The sequence below is a fragment of the Nitratidesulfovibrio sp. SRB-5 genome (assembly GCF_019931275.1).
Lineage (GTDB): Bacteria > Desulfobacterota > Desulfovibrionia > Desulfovibrionales > Desulfovibrionaceae > Cupidesulfovibrio.
In genome coordinates this window covers 106,489-123,768 of the sequence record NZ_JAIOTY010000002.1, presented here as the reverse complement: position 1 = coordinate 123,768, position 17,280 = coordinate 106,489, and the positions used below count along the sequence as shown (strand labels likewise).

Here is a 17,280-nt window from a genome sequence, read left to right as displayed (position 1 = left end):
GGCACGCCGCCCCCGCCGCCGCACGGCGCGAACGTTCTCAAATCCGGAGTAAGAACGCGATGTCGGACCACCTGGAAGCGTTTCTACCTTCAGAAAACCGGGACTACCTGGTCTCCGCCATCGTTTCCGTCTACAAGGCCGAACGGTTCCTGACCGGGTGCCTGGACGACCTGCTGGCCCAGACCATCGCCGACGCCATTGAGATCGTCATCGTCGATTCCTGCTCGCCCCAGAACGAGCGCGCCATCATCGACACCTACCTCGCGCACCATGGCAACATCACCTACCTGCGCACCCCCCAGCGCGAAAACGTCTACGCCGCGTGGAACCGTGGGGCGGCGGCGGCGCGGGGCAAATACCTGACCAACGCCAACAGCGACGACCGCCACCACCCCGACTGCCTCGGCCTGCTGGCCGCCGCGCTGGAAGAACGCCCCGACCACGTACTGGCATACGGCACCAGCTTCACCACCGGCACGGAAAACGAAACCTTCGCCGAGAACGACAGGTCGCGCCCCTTCCTCACGCCCGCGCCGTTCGCGCCCGCCACGCTGCTGTATTTTCCCTTCGGCCCGCAGCCCGTGTGGCGGCGCGACCTGCACGACAGGATCGGCCCGTTCGACGCCACATACTCTGCCGCCGGGGACTGGGATTTCGCCATCCGGGCATCGCTGGCGGGCAAGGTGGCGCACGTGCCCGAGGCCATGGGCCTGTACCTTGCCCACCAAGGGGCCATTACCTTCCGCGATGACACCATGCGCAAGGAAAACGAGCGGATACGCCGTTTCTGGCGCAGGGCGGACGTCATCGAACAACTGTACGCCATGGCGGGCGCTCCCCTGGCAACGCCGGAACAACAGGCCGACGTCCACCACGACATGGGGCTGCGCGCCCTGGAATTTCTCACGCCGTGGTCGGATGGCGCGTTCGGGCAGGATGCGGACTTCGCGCGCCGCTGCTTTCTGCATGCCCTGCGCCTGGCCCCCGGCCGCGATGCCACCAGGCTGTCACTGGCCATTGTCGACGCCCTGCGGGGGGACGTGCAAAAGGCCGTCACGACGCTGGGCGAGCTGCGCGCGGGCCCGTGCGCGGCATTGGCGGAACGGAACCTGCGCGTCATCGCCCGCGCCGCATCCAGGCCCGGCCACCTGCTTTCGCTGCGCCACGCGCCGTCGCCGCTGGGCTTTCCCTCGCAGCTTTCGCTGGCCGCCGCCCATGTCGCGGACATCCCGTCCTCCAGCACAGGCAGCACGGGCAGCACAGGCAGCACGGGCAGCACGGGCTCGGGGTGGGACGGTGCCGACCGCAACGGAGCGCCCCGTGTGCTGCTGTTCGGCGAATCCTTCCCGCCCGACCACGGAGGGGCGGCCCCCCGTACTGAAAAATCGGGGATGGCCCGCCACCTGGAAGAACTGGGCGCGGCCCTTGCGCAGTCGGGATATGCCCCGCACGTGGTGACCGGGCCACGCCCGGATCACGCGGAACCTGCCCCGCAGGACATCGCCGTCACCGAAACCGGACTATGGGCCACCCCCGGCCTGTCCGACCTGTACCGGCTGGACCGGCTGGCCGAAAGTGGCGCCACCCGCGCCGCCCTTCTCGCGGGCCCTCCCGGCGCGTGGCTGCTGCCCGCATGCAGGCTGCTGCGCAAGCACGACGTGCGCACCATGCTGCTGCCCTCCATCAGCACAGCCGACCTTGCGACGGTCCGGCAGGGCGGCGACCTGCCCTACCTGCGCTTTGCGCTGGCCTGCGCGGACGAGGTGGTCCGTGGTTCCGAATCTGGCTGCGACGCGCAGGTGCTGCACCTCATGGGTGCAACCAGCCATTTCGTACCGCGCGCCGTTCTGCCCGCGCCCGCGCCCGACGACTTCCGGCGGCAGCACGGCCTTGCGCCGGACATCCCGCTGCTGGTCGCCGTGTCCGACTTCCTGCCGGAGAGCGGCCTGCCCGATCTGCCGAATGTACTCAAACGGCTCGATACGCTGCACGGGCTGGCCCACGGCGACGGACAGTGGCAACTGGCCATCATCGGCGGCCCAACCGGCGACGGCCCCGGCGACGAACCCGGCGGCGGCGTGCCCGGCCGCGCCAATGCCGACCCGCGCGTGCGCCTGCTGGGGCCGTTGCCCCGCCCGCAGGTGCAGTCCGCCCTGCGTGACGCCGACATCCTGCTGCTGCCCGGCGGTTCGGAATCCGCCCTGCCGTACGCCGCACTCGAAGCCATGGCCCTGGGCACGCCGTGGATCGCCCCCCCCCTCTGCACCGCGTTGGCAGACGCGGCGGGCGGCCTGATCGCGGAGCCGAACCATTTCCCCCAGGCCATCTGTGCCCTGCTGCGCGATGCCGACGCGGCCACGGCCCTGGGCGAACTGGGCGCGGCCCACTGGGATGCCTGCTTCCGCCCGGAACGGTGCGCGCAGGCATTGGTGGCGCTTCTGGAGGGCGCGGGCGGCATGCCCGACCTGCGCATGCCCGCCAGCCTGCGCCGTGCCAATGCCGCCGTGCAGGCCCGCCTGCCGGGAACCGGAAAACCGCAGGCCTGAGGCGGCAAGCCCGGCCCGAATCGCGCCGGGTCTAGCCGGAACAGGCTCGAAACAGTCCACCGGGCCTTCCATCCACCACCCGCACGCAGACGCCACAACGGACAGGCCCGCCATCACGCGATTCGTGTTGGCGGGCCTGTCCGTTGGTGCCCCTTGGGCCTATCTGTTTCGGGATCAGGAAGGAAAATCCGTCAGCGTGCCCCGCGCCCTGCGGCGGCGGCGCGGGCAAGATGCACCAGGCCCATGCCGAAACGCAGCAAACGCTCCGCGCCCTGTTCGCGGGCCTGCGCCTCGCGCTCCGTACCCGCCGTGGGACCAAAGCCGGACCGCGATCGCAGCAGCGCACGGGCCAGATCCACGGGGTCCCCGGCCCGGAACGCCACCCCGTGCGGCGGGTTCTGTTCCAGATGCACGTCGATGTCGGAATACACGATGGTCTTGCCCAGTGCCCGGGCATCCTCCACCACGGTGCTCCACCCCTCGAACAGCGAGGGATGCACCACGGCATCGGCGCCGCGCAGCAACTGGATCTGGTCGCCCCGGTCGATCAGCCCCAGAATGCGCACCTGCCCGGCAATGCCAAGCCGCTGCACCTCGCGCTGCAACATGGGAAAATGGCCGGGCGCCCGGTAATCGTGCACGCTGCCGGTGCACACCAGCGGCAGTTCCACCCCACCGTCGCGCAGCCGCGCCAGCGCGCGGAACAGCGTCAGGTGGTCCTTGTGCGCCCAGAACTGGTTACAGCACATCAGGTAGCCGCCAGGCACGTCATGCTTCGCCATGGCCCCGGCAACGTCGCCGGTGTACCAGTCCGCCTCGCCCACCGTGCAGAACGGCAGGACAAAGGAACGGGCGGCCTCCACGCCATAGAACTCCGCCAGGTCGCGCTGCGCGGCCTCGCTGCTCAGCACCACCATGTCGGCCCGACCGGCGATCTCCGCGAACAGCGTGTCCCGGTTGGCCAGTTCCTGTCCGGAAAAGAACCGGGGCAGCCGCTTGTGCTGAAAATCGGGTATCCAGAACACGCGCGGCAGATGGGACGGGGGATTCCAGAACCCGTGCGGCAGGGGGTAGGCCAGGTCCAGCCCGGCAAAGGCCGTTTCCGGGTCCTGCACGTGGAACACGCCGTCGGCGTCGCGCCCGCCGGACACCACGCGCACCTCGTCCACCAGCGGCAGGATGCCCTCGTAGCAATGCAGGGCCGGGGCCTGGGCGGCGTCGAACAGCAGCACGATGTGCGGGCGCAGGCGCGGCGGCAGGGCGGCGGCCCCCATCACCAGATGGCGGACATAGTTGATGCCGCCGGTCCAGCCTTCCACTCCCCACTGCACGTAGATGCCGATGCGCATGCGCTGCCACCCTTTGCCCGAATAGTGCCGTGCCCCGAATTCGCCAACTGCGCCAACTGCGTCAATTGCACCAGACACGCGGCGTATGCCAAAACGCAACGCGCCCGGCTACTGCCGGGCCGTGCCCTTCACCTGCTCCAGAAACCAGCGCGCGTACTCGTGCACGCCGTCTTCCAGCGGCACCGTGAGTTCCAGCCCCAATTGCCGCGCCCGTCCGATGTCCGCCCGCCAGTTCTGCGGGTCGCCCTTGCGGGCGGCCCCCGAAAATTCCGGGGTCACGTGGTCCAGGCCGCAGCCCGCCGCCATGTGTTCCACCATGGCGCGCACGCTGGTTTCCTGCCCGCTGCCCACGTTGCAGACGTGCACGCCGGGTCCGGGCCACGCTTTGGCAAGATGCACGATGAACCGGGCAAGATCGCGCACGTGGACATAATCGCGCGTTTCCTCTCCCGTTCCCGAAAATACCGCGTCGCCCGCGCGCAGCTTGTGCCCCACGTCCCACAGCAGTTGCTTGCGCAGCCCCGCCCCGTAGCACGAAAACACGCGCAGCACCGCGCTGGAAATGCCGTACAGTCCGCAAAACTCGTGCGCGATGTCCTCGCACATGCGCTTGTGCCAGCCATAGGGCGATATGGGGCCAAGGGGGGCATGCTCCGCCACGGGCAACACGCCGGGGTTGCCGTACACCGCCGCGCTGGAAAGCTGCACCACGCGGGTATCGGTGCCCGCCTTGCGGATGGCGTCGTACAGCTGGAACACCACGGGCGGGCCGGACTGAAAGTCCACGCCGGGACTGGTCATGGAGAGTCCCACCGAGGCCACCCCCGCGCAATGCACCACCACGGCGGGGCGCAGCCGCGCGATCAGCTCGTCCAGGTCGGGATGCGGCAGGGTCATGCGCACCAGGCGCACGGCATCGCGCGACGATGGATAGACGGACGATGCCAGGCCCACCGCCCCGCTGCCGGGCGGCAGCGCCCGCAGCACATGGCTGCCGATGAACCCCGTGGCCCCCGTGACCAGCACCGTGCCCCCGGCCATGGCTAGCGCATCCTGATGGCGAAGGCCACGCCGTAGCCGGTTTCGTCGTAGACGTGGCAGCTCATGTTGGGCTGCGACTGCACCACCCGCTGCCAGATGCCGCGCAGGTAGCCCAGTTCCGGATGCGAAATGTCGTCGAACACGATGGCCCCGCCGATGCGCAGGCGCGGCAGCACGGTGGCCAGGTCGCGCAGGGCGCCTTCCGGGCCGTGGTCGCCGTCCACGGTGATGAGGTCGTAGGTGGCGTCCGGATGCGCCGCGAAATACGCGGGCACTGTCGTGGCCGAATCGCCGGTGACGAAGCGCAGCGCACCCCTGTGGCCAAGCTGCGCCATCTGGGCGGCCACGTAATCCGGGCCGGGATTTTCCATGCCCGCATAGTCGCGCAGCCACAGGTCGAAGCCCACCACGTCGGCGGAGGGGCGGCGGTCAAGCACCATGGCAAGGCTGCGACCACGCCGCACGCCAATCTCCAGGTACGATTCCACACCCAGCAGATCCGCCAGGACGTACAGCACGGTGCAGATGTCCGCGTAGCGCCAGGATTCGCCAAACCGCGCCATGCCGCGCCGCATGAACCCCTTGAGGTAGGCTGCGTAGTCGTCCTCGTCCAGCCGGCCCAGCACGTCGAGCACCCCGGCGTAGACGTCCGGCTTGTACAGGGCGGCGGCCAGCGTCGAGGCCCCGGCCAGGGACGGCGCATACCACTGCGTCTTCCCGTCGTGAACATAGGTGGATGCCCGAACGCGGTCGGCGCACCACTCAGCGATCTGCAACATCGGCATCGGCCTCCTGTGCCGTAGGGTCCGCGTCTGCGGGAAGAAAATCCACGGCCTTACGCCTGCAAGCGCAGCGGGCCGTTGCCGTTGCCGCCGTCCTTTTCCTCGCGGCTGAACTGCACGGCGGTGCCGTAGCAGGAGAAGAACTTGGAGCCGTCGGGGTGAAAGGCCACGTTTTCCTGATAGCCCACGATGGCCTGTGCGCCCTTGTTCACGGCGCGGGCCGCCATGCCGAAGAACGTCTCGTCGGAATCGTAGCCCCGGCAGGCCACCAGGCCCAGCACGCGGCCTATCCTGCGGTCTTCCACGCCATCGGTGGTGACCACGGGAAAGCGCCCGGACAGGAACAGTTCACGCACCCGCTCGATGTTTTCGGTCTGCGCGGCCTCGGCCTTGCGCGCCTTTTTGTCGTTGCCGCCAAGCAGAAACAGCATGGGGAAGCCTCCTTGCGTTGAATCCGGCGGAATGCCGCCACGCCGCCGGATGATGCAAGAGCCTTGCCGAGCGCACATCATGCTGTATTTGCAAATAATCCCCAAAGCAAATGCCGGGCCGTGTCGAGAATACGACACTGCCCGGCACATTCCGCCGCCGTTGGCGCAGCAATCCCGCCGCCGCCATGACGGCGTTCCGAAATCCTGCTGGCACGCGGCCCGCACACGCCAGCCCGCGCCGTGTCGTCCGCAATTCGCTGCCGGTTCCGCCCGCACCGCGTCCGCGAGGCTTGCGGGACCGGGCTACACCAGCGGCACCAGCCCCAGCGAGGCCCGGAACAGAAACCAGCCCAGCGCGGCCACGTACAGCACCAGCCCCACGATGACCAGCTTGAGCGACCACAGGAAATAGCGCGTCTTGCGGTTGCGCACCGCCAGCAGCCGCAGGAAGCTGGCCTCCACCGTGTCGCCGCGCAGGCTGGACATCCAGCGCACCCGCACCACGCCGTACAGCGCCACGAACATCCCGGCAAGGATGCACACCAGCCCGGCCATCAGGGTCAGCCCGCTGAACGGCCCGGCAGCCGCCATCCGGTGGCCGGAAAACCCGGCCACGGAAATGGCCAGCGTGCCCACGCCGAACACCATCTGGGTGCGCTGGGTGACGATACCGAACTGCTGTTGCAGGCTCTTCCACACCTCGGCCTCGCTGCCCAGCACCTGAAGCAGGAAGCGGTATTCCTCGCACAGGTCGCAGGTGTCGTCACGCCCGGACGGGCCGACGCGTTCGTAGTCGTCGGGCTGGCACGTGGCCGGTCCGTCCTGCCCGGCGCCACCGCCAGTGGGGTCTCCGGCCTCCGGCGGCAAGCCGCAGGTGGCATCGGCAGCGGCCTCCCGCTTCCGGTCAGCTTGGTGTTGCGCAGCCTGTTCCGTCATTGTCGGCTCCTTGCGGATGGTTCCATGCCCGTATCCATCAGAATATCCCCGGCGGGCCGCCCGCACAAGCGCGGCCCTGCGCGTGGCATAGGACTGTGCACCGCTGCCCACGACCGGACGTGACGCATCGAGCGCACCCGGTCGTTGCGGGCGGCCACCCGCATGCGGCCATACGCGGGCACGCACCACGCACAGGGCGCACAGGGCGCACAGGGCGCACCAACTGCCCTGGTGCCCCGGCACGCACCGGACGCACAGTGCACACAGGGGCCGGAGCACGGGACGAAACCGCGCGCAGAGCCGCCGCATGGCGCACTCCTTGACCTTGGCGTGGAAGTCCAGCATTAGTTGCACTCACGGGGGCACTACTGCAAACTGCGCGGTCAAACAAAGCCCTGCCCCCCGGCGGAGCGCCCGCAGGCATCACCGCCCGGGATGACGCGTCGGCCCGTCTGCCCATTCCGGCCAGCCCGGCCTTCGCGCCCCGTCCGGTCCGGGGCTTCACCCTTCCTCGCACCACAGCCTTTCGGCGGACCCCCGCATGCATATCACACCGTTCCCGTCGGCCCGGCCCCCTCGCCGCCCCGTCCTTGCCCTGCGGCGTCGCCACGCGGCAGGCCGCACTCCGCTTCGCCGCATGGTCACCGTGCTGGCGGCGCTGGCCCTTTTGCTGTGCCTGTCGCTGGGTCTGGCATCGTCTCCGACATCGGCACCCACGCCCGGCGCACTCCTGCCCTCCGGCCCCGCGCCCGCCTGGGCCCAGTCTTCACACCCCGCCCAATCGGCCCAGCCGCCGGACACCGCCACGTCCGCCACCGGCGCCTCCGGTTCGCTGGGCACGCAGGAAGGCGCGCGCAAGAACGTGCTGTACCTGAACTCGTACCACAACGGGTACGCCTGGTCCGACCACATCCAGGAGGGCATCCGCCAGACGCTGGCCGAAAGCCCGTACAGCATCGTGTTCCAGGTGGAATACATGGACTCCAAGAAGTTCCACTACCAGGACACTGTTTCCACCCTGTACGCCCTGTACCGCGACAAGTTCCGCAACAAGAAGTTCGACATCATCATCGCCTCGGACAACGTGGCGGTGGATTTCCTGCTCCAGTTCGGCGAAGAGCTGTTCCCCGGCGTGCCCATCGTGTTCTGCGGGCTCAACGACGTGCAGCCCGAAACCCTGCGCGCCACCGGGCGCGAGATGACCGGGGTGCTCGAAAACTACGACGTGGCCTACAACATAGAACTGGCCCTGCGCCTGAACCCGCAGCTGCGGCGCATGGTGATCATCGGCGACGACTCGGTCACCGGCGCGGCCATCCGCAACCAGGTGCTGGCCCAGCTGGGGCCGTTCAGGGACCGCCTGGTGGTGGAGGAGTGGAGCGACTACAGCCTGGACCAGATGCTGGACTGGGTGCGCGAGCAGACCCCGGACACCTTCTTCTACTTCGTGCCCATCTACCGCGACATCGACGGCCAGTTCTACTCGGCGGAAGAACTGCTGGAAAAGGTGCACGCCGCCTCCCCCGCGCCCCTGTACAGCAACTGGGCCTTCCTGCTGGGGCACGGCATCGTGGGCGGCAAGCTCATCTCGGGGGTGCGCCACGGCGAAATGGCCGCGCGCATGGCCCTGCAGGTGCTGAGCGGCATCCGCGCCGCATCCATCCCCATCGTGGAGCATGCCGACCAGGCCTTCATGTTCGACAACAACGAGTTGCGACGGCTGTTCATCAGCCCCTCACAACTGCCGCCGGACAGCGTCATCATCAACGAACCCAGCCGGTTCTACGAACTGAACAAGCAGGTCTTCTGGACCATCATCGTCAGCATGGTCATCCTGTCGATGACCCTGGTGCTGCTGGTCATGAACATCCTGGAAAAGCGGCGGGTGGAAGGCAAGATCAAGGACCAGCTGTCGTTCCTGCGCTCGCTGATGGACACCATACCCATCCCCATCTACAGCAAGGACGCCGATGGCCGGGTGCGCGAATGCAACGTGGCCTTCGAACGCTTTTTCGGGGTGGACCGCGAGGCGCTGCTGGGCCGCTACGAATGGCAGGCCGGGCCGGAAGGCGTGGCCATGCTGCGCGACGTCTCGGACAACAGCCTGATGCACGAGCCGGGCGTGGCCAGCTATGAAACCACCCTGCCCGGCCCCGAGGGTTCGCCCCATTCCATCATCATGCACAAGGCCACCTACCGCAATTCCAGGGGGGCGGTGGCGGGCCTGGTGGGCGTGGTCTTCGACTACACCGACCGCAAGAAGGCCGAGGACCGGCTGCGCGCCGCCGAGGAAAAATACCGCTCGCTGTTCGAAAGCTCGCCCCTCGGCATCTTCCGCGTCACCCCGGAGGGCGACTACCTTGACGCCAACCCGGCCATGGCGCGCATGTCGGGCTTTGCCTCGCCGGCCCTGCTGCTGGCGTCGGGCGCGGGCACCTTTGCCCGGCTGCACGGCGCGCCGGACATGTCCTGTTCCGGCCCGGGCTCCGGGCCGGGCACGGGACAGGACACGGTGATCTCGTTCGATTCCAGCGTGGACCGGCCCGGCGGCGGCACCGTGACCATGCACCTGACCATGCGCCCCCAGCGCGACGAGGCAGGCACTGTCCGCCACATCGAGGGCTATGCGGAAGACATCACCCAGCGCAAGGCCGCGGAGCGCGCCCTTTCCGCCTCGCAGCGCATGTTGCAGCTGGTGCTCGATAACATTCCCCAGTTCGTCTACTGGAAGGACCGCGACCTGAAATACATGGGCGCCAACAAATCCTTCCTCGGCTTCGTGGGGCTGGACAGCGCCGATGCGCTGCTGGGCCGCACCGACGAAGAGGTGCTGCCCTCCACCGAGGACGCCGCCCGCGTGCACCACGACGACGAGGCCGTGGTGCGCTCCGGCCAGCCGCGCTACCAGACCAAGGTCACCATCACCTCGCCCGGCGGCGAGGCGGTGTGGCTGGAAACCAACCGGGTGCCCCTGCTGAGCGACCGGGGCAACCATGCCGAAGGAAACGGCGACGACGTGGTGGGCCTGCTCACCACCGCGGAAGACGTCACCCAGCGCATCCGGCTGGAACGCCAGTTGCTCCAGTCGCAGAAGATGGAGGCCATCGGCACGCTGGCGGGCGGCATCTCGCACGATTTCAATAATATCCTGACGTCCATCATCAATTCCATCGAGCTGGCCATCAGCGACATCGCGGCGGATTCGCTGACCTGCAACGACCTGATGCGCGCCCTGAAGGCCGCCCAGCGCGGCAGCCGCCTGGTCAAGCAGATACTGACCTTCAGCCGCCCCTCGGTGGAAGGCTTCGTCATCACCGACATCAACGAGGTGCTCAACGAGGCGCTGGTGCTCATCAAGGCCTCGCTGCCCCGCAACATCGAGATCCGCAAGGCCATTCCGCCGCGCCCGTCCGTGACCCGGGCGGACCCCACCCAGATCCACCAGGTGCTCATGAACCTGTGCACCAACTCGTTCCAGGCCCTGCGCGACACGGGCGGCGTGTTGGAGGTGAACCTGGAGCAGGATATGCTGTCCGACGAACGCGCCCTGGAACTGGGCATGGAACCGGGCTGCGCCCTACGCCTGACCGTGGCCGACGACGGCCCCGGCATTGCGCCGGAAATCGTGGACAAGATCTTCGACCCGTTCTTCACCACCAAGGGCAAGACCGAAGGCACCGGCCTCGGCCTTGCGGTGGTGCACGGCATCATCAAGGGGCACCGGGGCGCGGTGCGCGTTGCCAGCGTGCCGTGGCGGCGCACGGAATTCGAGATATACCTGCCCATGCACGCGCAGGACGCCTGCCTCATCGACCCGGCCCTGCTGGCCCCGGAAACGGGCAGCGAGCGCATCCTGTTCGTGGAGGACGACGACGACCAGCTGCACACCATTCCCCGGGTGCTCGAAAGCCTCGGCTACACCGTGCGGCCCTTCAAGAACCCGCTGCTGGCGCTGGCCGCCGTGCGCGAGCACCCCGCCTCGTTCGACCTCGTCATCACCGACTTCGACATGCCGGAGGCAAACGGCCTTGAGCTTGCCCGCAAAATGGGCGATATTGCGCCGAACATGCCGATAATCCTCGTTTCGGGCCGCGAGGTGGCAGCCGAAGGGGCGGCCGTCGCCGGAAACATCAAGGCCATGGTCCACAAGCCGTACAACCGGAACATCCTGGCCGACGCCATCCGCCGGGTGTTCGCCCGGCTGGGGAGCTAGCAAGCGTGCCCACCATTCTCGTCATCGACGACGACGTCCAGGTCTGCGAGACCATAGCCAGCCTGCTGGCCCGCCTGCACTACGCCTGCGAAACGGCCCACACGCTGGAAGAGGGGCTGCGCAAGCTGGAAACCGCCGACGTGGACGTGGTGTTCCTGGACGTGCGCCTGCCCGACGGCAACGGCCTGGACGCGCTGCCGCGCATCCGGCTTTCGCCATCGCGGCCAGAGGTCATCATCCTGACCGGCGAGGGCGACCCCGACGGCGCGGAACTGGCCATCCAGGGCGGCGTGTGGGACTACCTGGTCAAGCCTTCGCCCATCAAGCAGACCACCCTCACCCTGCACCGCGCCCTGCAATACCGGGAAGAAAAGCTGTCGCGCGGCGATGCCGCCGCCGTGGCGCTGGACCTGGACGGCGTGGTGGGCACCAGCCCCTCCATGCGCCAGTGCTTCGACCTGGTGGCGCATGCCGCCTCGTCCGACGCCAACGTGCTGGTCACCGGCGAAACGGGCACCGGCAAGGAACTTTTCGCCCGCACCATCCACCGCAACAGCACCCGCCGCGCGGGCACCTTCGTGGTGGTGGACTGCGCCGCGCTGACCGAAAGCCTGGTGGAATCCACCCTGTTCGGCCACCGCAAGGGGGCCTTCACCAGCGCCCTCACCGACCGCGACGGCCTGGTCAAGCTGGCCGACGGCGGCACCCTGTTCCTGGACGAAGTGGGCGAGATGCCCCTGTCCATCCAGCGTTCGTTCCTGCGCTTCCTGCAGGAACGAACCTTCCGCCCGGTGGGCGGCACCCAGGAGATCAAGAGCGACTTCCGGCTCATCTCCGCCACCAACCGCGACCTGGACGCCATGGTGGAGCGCGGCGAATTCCGCAAGGACCTGCTGTTCCGGCTGAAGACCGTGCACGTGGAGCTGCCCCCCCTGCGCAGCCGCCCGGAAGACCTGAAGCCCCTGGCCATCTACCACGTGAACCGGCTGTGCGAGCAGTACGGGGTGCCCCACAAGGGCTTTTCGCCCGACTTCTTCCAGCAGCTGGCCCAGTACGACTGGCCGGGCAACGTGCGCGAGCTGTACAACGTGCTGGAGCGCTCGTTCGTCATTTCCGGCCTTGAAAGCGTGCTCTACGCGCTGCACCTGCCCCAGGACGTCCGCATCAAGATCACCCGCGCCGCCATTGCCCGCCCCGCCACGGGCGAAGGCGGCATCGGGGCCGAATCCGCCCCCTACTCCGCCGCCGACGGCAACGGCGACGGTTCCGGCGACGCACAGGACATGGTGCCACCGGCCAAACGCGCCGACGGCCTGCATGGTCCGGATGCCGCCTTCACCAGCCCCTTGCCGCCGCTCAAGGGCTTCAAGCGTCTCATGGAGCGCAAGTACCTTGAAATCCTCATCGGGCAGACCGGCGGGAACCTGCAGGAGATGCTGGACGTCTCCGGCCTGTCGCGCTCGCATTTCTATGCCCTGCTGAAAAAGAATAATATGTCGCTGTAGACGGGGCGCGGTAGGCTCGGAGTACATCCCTCCGGCAGGTGTCCTACCTTTCGGACGCGGCCTCCACGCCCCTTTCGCCATCCGTTTTTTCGGACACGGGACGCAATCTGCCCCGACGAACCGTTTGACCATTCAATTCGGCGGCGTTAGGCTTCAACGCAGCCATTCCACGGCCCCTGCCTTTCCAAGCGCCGCACGCCTGCCGTCCGGATTTTCGGACCACCCGCTGGCGTCAGTTTCATAAGATGAATCGATACTTCAACAATCCAAGGAGGATGCAGCCAACGCACCGACGTAACGGAACTGGCACACTTCTTGTTGTTGCGTAAAGGCCGCAGCCTGCCCGCCCCCCTTCAGGGTGCCGGCGCCGGGTCCGCCGGGTCCGCAGTGACCACGGGGTTCGCAAGGACCACGGGGGCCGCGGGGACCACGAAGACCGGGGCGCCGCCCGAAAAGTCCAGGCAGACAGGCACACGCCGCAACGCGACACCAACGGCCCGGCAACGGCAGCGATACCGCGCCACAAGGGCCGCCATGACGAGGCACGATACCGGTTCATTCCCATTTTCCGGGTCCATGCCCGCTTCCGGAGTCATGTGACGGACCGCGCCGCAAGGCACGGCTGACCTTTCACCCCCGCTTCAAGGTTAGCAATCCCAAGGAGAGATCAATGGCCAAGAAAATGAAGACCATGGATGGCAACACCGCTGCCGCGTACGTCGCCTACGCGCTCAGCGACACGTCTGCCATCTACCCCATCACCCCTTCTTCCAACATGGGTGAATCGGCGGACGAATGGGCCGCCCAGGGCAAGAAGAACCTTTTCGGGCAGACGGTTTCCGTCCGCCAGCTGCAGTCCGAAGCGGGCGCCGCGGGCGCCGTGCACGGCTCGCTGGCCGCAGGCGCGCTGACCTCCACCTTCACCGCTTCGCAGGGCCTCCTGCTGATGATCCCGAACATGTACAAGATCGCCGGTGAACTGCTTCCCGGCGTCTTCCATGTTTCGGCCCGCGCGCTGGCCTCGCACGCGCTGTCCATCTTCGGCGACCACCAGGACGTCATGGCCGCCCGCCAGACCGGTTTCGCCTTCCTGAACTCCAACTCGGTGCAGGAAGCCATGGACATGGCGCTGGTCGCCCACCTGGCCGCCATCGAGTCCAGCGTGCCGTTCTGCCACTTCTTCGACGGCTTCCGCACCTCGCACGAACTGCAGAAGATCGAAGTCATCGAATACGACGACATGAAGAAGCTGGTGAACTGGGAGAAGGTGGAAGCCTTCCGCCAGAACGCCATGAACCCCGAGCACCCGCACATCCGCGGCACCGCGCAGAACCCCGACATCTACTTCCAGGCGCGTGAAGCCTGCAACTCGTTCTACAATGCCGTGCCCGGCATCGTGTCGAACTACATGAAGAAGGTCGGCGAAATCACCGGCCGTTCCTACAAGCTGTTCGACTACGTGGGCCACCCCGAAGCCGAGCGCGTGATCATCGCCATGGGTTCCGCCTGCGAAACCATTGAAGAAGTGGTCAACTTCCTGAACGCCAAGGGCGAGCGCGTGGGCCTGGTCAAGGTGCGCCTGTACCGTCCGTTCTCCATCGACCACATGCTGTCGGTGCTGCCCGCCACCGCCGACACCATCACCGTGCTCGACCGCACCAAGGAAGCCGGTTCGCTGGGCGAGCCCCTGTACCTTGACGTGTGTACCGCCTTCATGGAGCGCGGCGAAATGCCCAAGCTCCTCGCCGGCCGCTACGGCCTGGGTTCGAAGGAATTCACCCCGGCCATGGCCAAGGCCGTGTACGACAACATGAAGGTTGTCGGCCCCAAGAACCACTTCACCGTGGGCATCATCGACGACGTCACCGACACCTCGCTGGAAGTGACCGAAGGCGTCGACACCGTGCCCACCGGCACCGTGCAGTGCAAGTTCTTCGGCCTTGGCGCCGACGGCACCGTGGGCGCCAACAAGCAGGCCATCAAGATCATCGGTGACAACACCGGCATGTACGCCCAGGGCTACTTCGCCTACGACTCCAAGAAGTCGGGCGGCTTCACCGTGTCGCACCTGCGCTTCGGCAACAGCCCCATCCAGTCCACCTACCTGGTCAACAGCGCCGACTACATCGCCTGCCACAAGTCGGCCTACGTGCACCAGTACGACGTGCTCGACGGCATCAAGACCGGCGGCACCTTCGTGCTGAACTCGCACTGGAACAGCGTGGAAGAGATGGAGAAGGAACTGCCCGCCTCCATGCTGCGCACCATCGCCCGCAAGAAGCTGAAGTTCTACAACGTGGACGCCGTGAAGGTTGCCACCGAAGTGGGCCTTGGCGGGCGCATCAACATGATCATGCAGACCGCGTTCTTCAAGCTGTCCAGCGTGATTCCCTTCGAGCAGGCCGTGGCGCTGCTGAAGGACTCCATCCACAAGGCCTACGGCAAGAAGGGCGAAAAGATCGTGGCCATGAACGTGGCCGCCGTTGACAAGGCCATCGAGGCCGTCACCGAGATCAAGTACCCCGAATCCTGGGCCACCGCCGCCGACGCCGCTCACGTGGCCAACGCGGACCCCGACTTCATCACCAACGTGGTGCGCCCCATCCTGGCCCAGCAGGGCGACAAGCTGCCGGTTTCGGCCTTCGAACCCGACGGCCTGTTCCCGGTGGGCACCGCCGCCTTCGAAAAGCGCGGCGTGGCCATCACCGTGCCCGAGTGGCTGTCCGAAAACTGCATCCAGTGCAACCAGTGCTCGTTCGTGTGCCCGCATGCGGCCATCCGCCCCATCCTGGCCTCTGATGAGGAACTGGCTGGCGCGCCCGCCTCGTTCGTGGCCATCGAAGCCAAGGGCAAGGAACTGAACGGCCTGAAGTACCGCATGCAGGTCTACGCCCAGGACTGCATGGGCTGCGGCTCGTGCGCCGACGTCTGCCCGGCCAAGAACAAGGCCCTGGTCATGAAGCCCATCGAAACCCAGATGGCCGACCAGGTTGCCAACCTTGCCTACGCTGACGCCAACATCGCCATCAAGGACACCCTGATGGCCCGCGACAGCCTGAAGGGCTCGCAGTTCCAGCAGCCGCTGATGGAATTCTCCGGCGCCTGCGCGGGCTGCGGTGAAACCCCGTACGTCAAGCTGCTTACCCAGATGTTCGGCGAACGCATGGTGGTGGCCAACGCCACCGGCTGCTCGTCCATCTGGGGCGCTTCCGCCCCCACCACGCCGTACACCACCAACAAGGACGGTCACGGCCCGGCCTGGGGCAACTCGCTGTTCGAAGACGCCGCCGAGTTCGGCTACGGCATGGCCATGGCCTACAACCAGCGCCGCGCCAAGCTTGCCGACGTGGTGACCGAAGCCCTGACCCTGGATATGGAAGCCGACCTGAAGGCCGCCCTGCAGGGCTGGCTGGACAACAAGGACGACGCCGAAGGCTCCAAGAAGTACGGCGAAGAGATCCTTGGCCTGCTTGGCGGCGCGGACGACCATCCGCTGCTGGACGAGCTGTGGCACATGAGCGACCAGTTCACCAAGAAGTCCGTGTGGATCTTCGGCGGTGACGGCTGGGCCTACGACATCGGCTACGGCGGCGTGGACCACGTGCTGGCCAGCGGCGAGGACATCAACATCCTGGTCATGGACACCGAAGTGTACTCCAACACCGGCGGCCAGGCCTCCAAGGCCACCCCGCTGGGCTCCATCGCCAAGTTCGCCGCCTCGGGCAAGAAGACCGGCAAGAAGGACCTTGGCCGCATGGCCATGACCTACGGCTACGTCTACGTTGCCTGCGTCTCCATGGGCGCCAACAAGCAGCAGGTGCTGAAGGCCTTCAAGGAAGCCGAAGCCTACAAGGGCCCCTCGCTGATCATCGCCTACGCCCCCTGCATCAACCAGGGCCTGCGCAAGGGCATGGGCAAGTCCATGGAAGAAGCCAAGATGGCCGTGGAATCCGGCTACTGGCCCCTGTACCGCTTCAACCCCGAACTTGCCGACGAAGGCAAGAACCCGTTCGTGCTCGAATCGAAGGCGCCCAACGGCACCATGCAGGAATTCATGGCTGGTGAAACCCGTTACGCCGCCCTCGAAAAGATCGCTCCCGAAGAGTCCAAGCGCCTGCGCGCGGCCATCGAGAAGGAGTACAACGAACGTTACCTGCTGCTGAAGCAGATCTCCGAAGCGCCCGCCGTTACCGCCCCCGCCGGGGACCCGGTGACCGTGGGAAACGGGGATAGCGGCTTCTGCGCCGTGACCGAAACGCCGGAACACGCCCGCCGCAAGGGCGGGGATGCCTGCGACGACGGCCGGGCCGCTGAATAGAACTGTCTGATGAACGCGCCGGAGGGGAGCCTCTCCCCTCCGGCCTCCGCATATTCCCAAACCGGCGGGTGCACTCCGGGGCGGGCGCAGAGACCAAGAGGAGCACAGCGGCCCCGAAGCGCGGCATGCCGCGCCTCGGGGCCGGTGTTGCGGGTGTCC

The 17,280-nt window shown here is 67.2% G+C and carries 9 protein-coding genes; 4 read left to right on the top strand and 5 right to left on the bottom strand.

All coding sequences use genetic code 11. From position 1 onward, the window contains the following. The first annotated feature begins 59 nt into the window (after positions 1 to 59). Entirely contained in the window at positions 60 to 2,546 is a 2,487-nt protein-coding gene (locus K6142_RS08010) for a glycosyltransferase (RefSeq protein WP_190243473.1), read from the top strand. Positions 2,547 to 2,737: 191 nt separating this feature from the next. Here the strand turns inward: K6142_RS08010 and K6142_RS08005 are convergent, their stop codons facing one another. From K6142_RS08005 to K6142_RS07985, 5 genes are all read right to left on the bottom strand, one after another. Continuing rightward, complete coding sequence (locus tag K6142_RS08005) at positions 2,738 to 3,895, bottom strand: glycosyltransferase family 4 protein (protein WP_190243474.1); 1,158 nt, start codon at positions 3,893 to 3,895, stop codon at positions 2,738 to 2,740. Positions 3,896 to 4,003: 108 nt separating this feature from the next. After that, complete coding sequence (locus K6142_RS08000; RefSeq protein ID WP_190243475.1) at positions 4,004 to 4,936, bottom strand: NAD-dependent epimerase/dehydratase family protein; 933 nt, start codon at positions 4,934 to 4,936, stop codon at positions 4,004 to 4,006. A gap of 2 nt (positions 4,937 to 4,938) precedes the next feature. Beyond that, positions 4,939 to 5,715 (bottom strand): class I SAM-dependent methyltransferase, encoded by a 777-nt coding sequence (locus K6142_RS07995; protein ID WP_190243476.1) that lies wholly within the window; start codon positions 5,713 to 5,715, stop codon positions 4,939 to 4,941. Positions 5,716 to 5,771: 56 nt separating this feature from the next. Beyond that, on the bottom strand, positions 5,772 to 6,149 hold the full coding sequence (locus tag K6142_RS07990) for a hypothetical protein (protein ID WP_190243477.1): 378 nt from the start codon (positions 6,147 to 6,149) through the stop codon (positions 5,772 to 5,774). Positions 6,150 to 6,452: 303 nt separating this feature from the next. Then, positions 6,453 to 7,085, bottom strand: a complete 633-nt coding sequence (locus K6142_RS07985; protein WP_190243478.1) for a cytochrome b/b6 domain-containing protein — start codon at positions 7,083 to 7,085, stop codon at positions 6,453 to 6,455. Positions 7,086 to 7,722: 637 nt separating this feature from the next. Between K6142_RS07985 and K6142_RS07980 the strand changes: the two genes are divergently transcribed. From K6142_RS07980 to nifJ, 3 genes are all read left to right on the top strand, one after another. After that, a complete protein-coding gene (locus tag K6142_RS07980) occupies positions 7,723 to 11,298 on the top strand; it encodes an ABC transporter substrate binding protein (protein WP_190243530.1) in 3,576 nt (1,191 codons plus the stop codon). A 5-nt stretch (positions 11,299 to 11,303) separates the two neighbouring features. After that, complete coding sequence (locus K6142_RS07975) at positions 11,304 to 12,803, top strand: sigma-54-dependent transcriptional regulator (protein WP_190243479.1); 1,500 nt, start codon at positions 11,304 to 11,306, stop codon at positions 12,801 to 12,803. Between the two features lie 670 nt (positions 12,804 to 13,473). Then, positions 13,474 to 17,121, top strand: a complete 3,648-nt coding sequence (nifJ, locus tag K6142_RS07970; protein WP_190243480.1) for a pyruvate:ferredoxin (flavodoxin) oxidoreductase — start codon at positions 13,474 to 13,476, stop codon at positions 17,119 to 17,121. Positions 17,122 to 17,280 lie beyond the last annotated feature (159 nt).

What these genes read in the sequence shown, in the direction of transcription:
- K6142_RS08010 (WP_190243473.1), top strand. Translation starts at nt 60, where the DNA reads ATGTCGGACCACCTGGAAGCGTTTCTACCTTCAGAAAACCGGGACTAC.
- K6142_RS07995 (WP_190243476.1), bottom strand. Translation starts at nt 5,715, where the DNA reads ATGTTGCAGATCGCTGAGTGGTGCGCCGACCGCGTTCGGGCATCCACC.
- K6142_RS08000 (WP_190243475.1), bottom strand. Translation starts at nt 4,936, where the DNA reads ATGGCCGGGGGCACGGTGCTGGTCACGGGGGCCACGGGGTTCATCGGC.
- K6142_RS07985 (WP_190243478.1), bottom strand. Translation starts at nt 7,085, where the DNA reads ATGACGGAACAGGCTGCGCAACACCAAGCTGACCGGAAGCGGGAGGCC.
- K6142_RS07990 (WP_190243477.1), bottom strand. Translation starts at nt 6,149, where the DNA reads ATGCTGTTTCTGCTTGGCGGCAACGACAAAAAGGCGCGCAAGGCCGAG.
- K6142_RS08005 (WP_190243474.1), bottom strand. Translation starts at nt 3,895, where the DNA reads ATGCGCATCGGCATCTACGTGCAGTGGGGAGTGGAAGGCTGGACCGGC.
- nifJ (WP_190243480.1), top strand. Translation starts at nt 13,474, where the DNA reads ATGGCCAAGAAAATGAAGACCATGGATGGCAACACCGCTGCCGCGTAC.
- K6142_RS07980 (WP_190243530.1), top strand. Translation starts at nt 7,723, where the DNA reads ATGGTCACCGTGCTGGCGGCGCTGGCCCTTTTGCTGTGCCTGTCGCTG.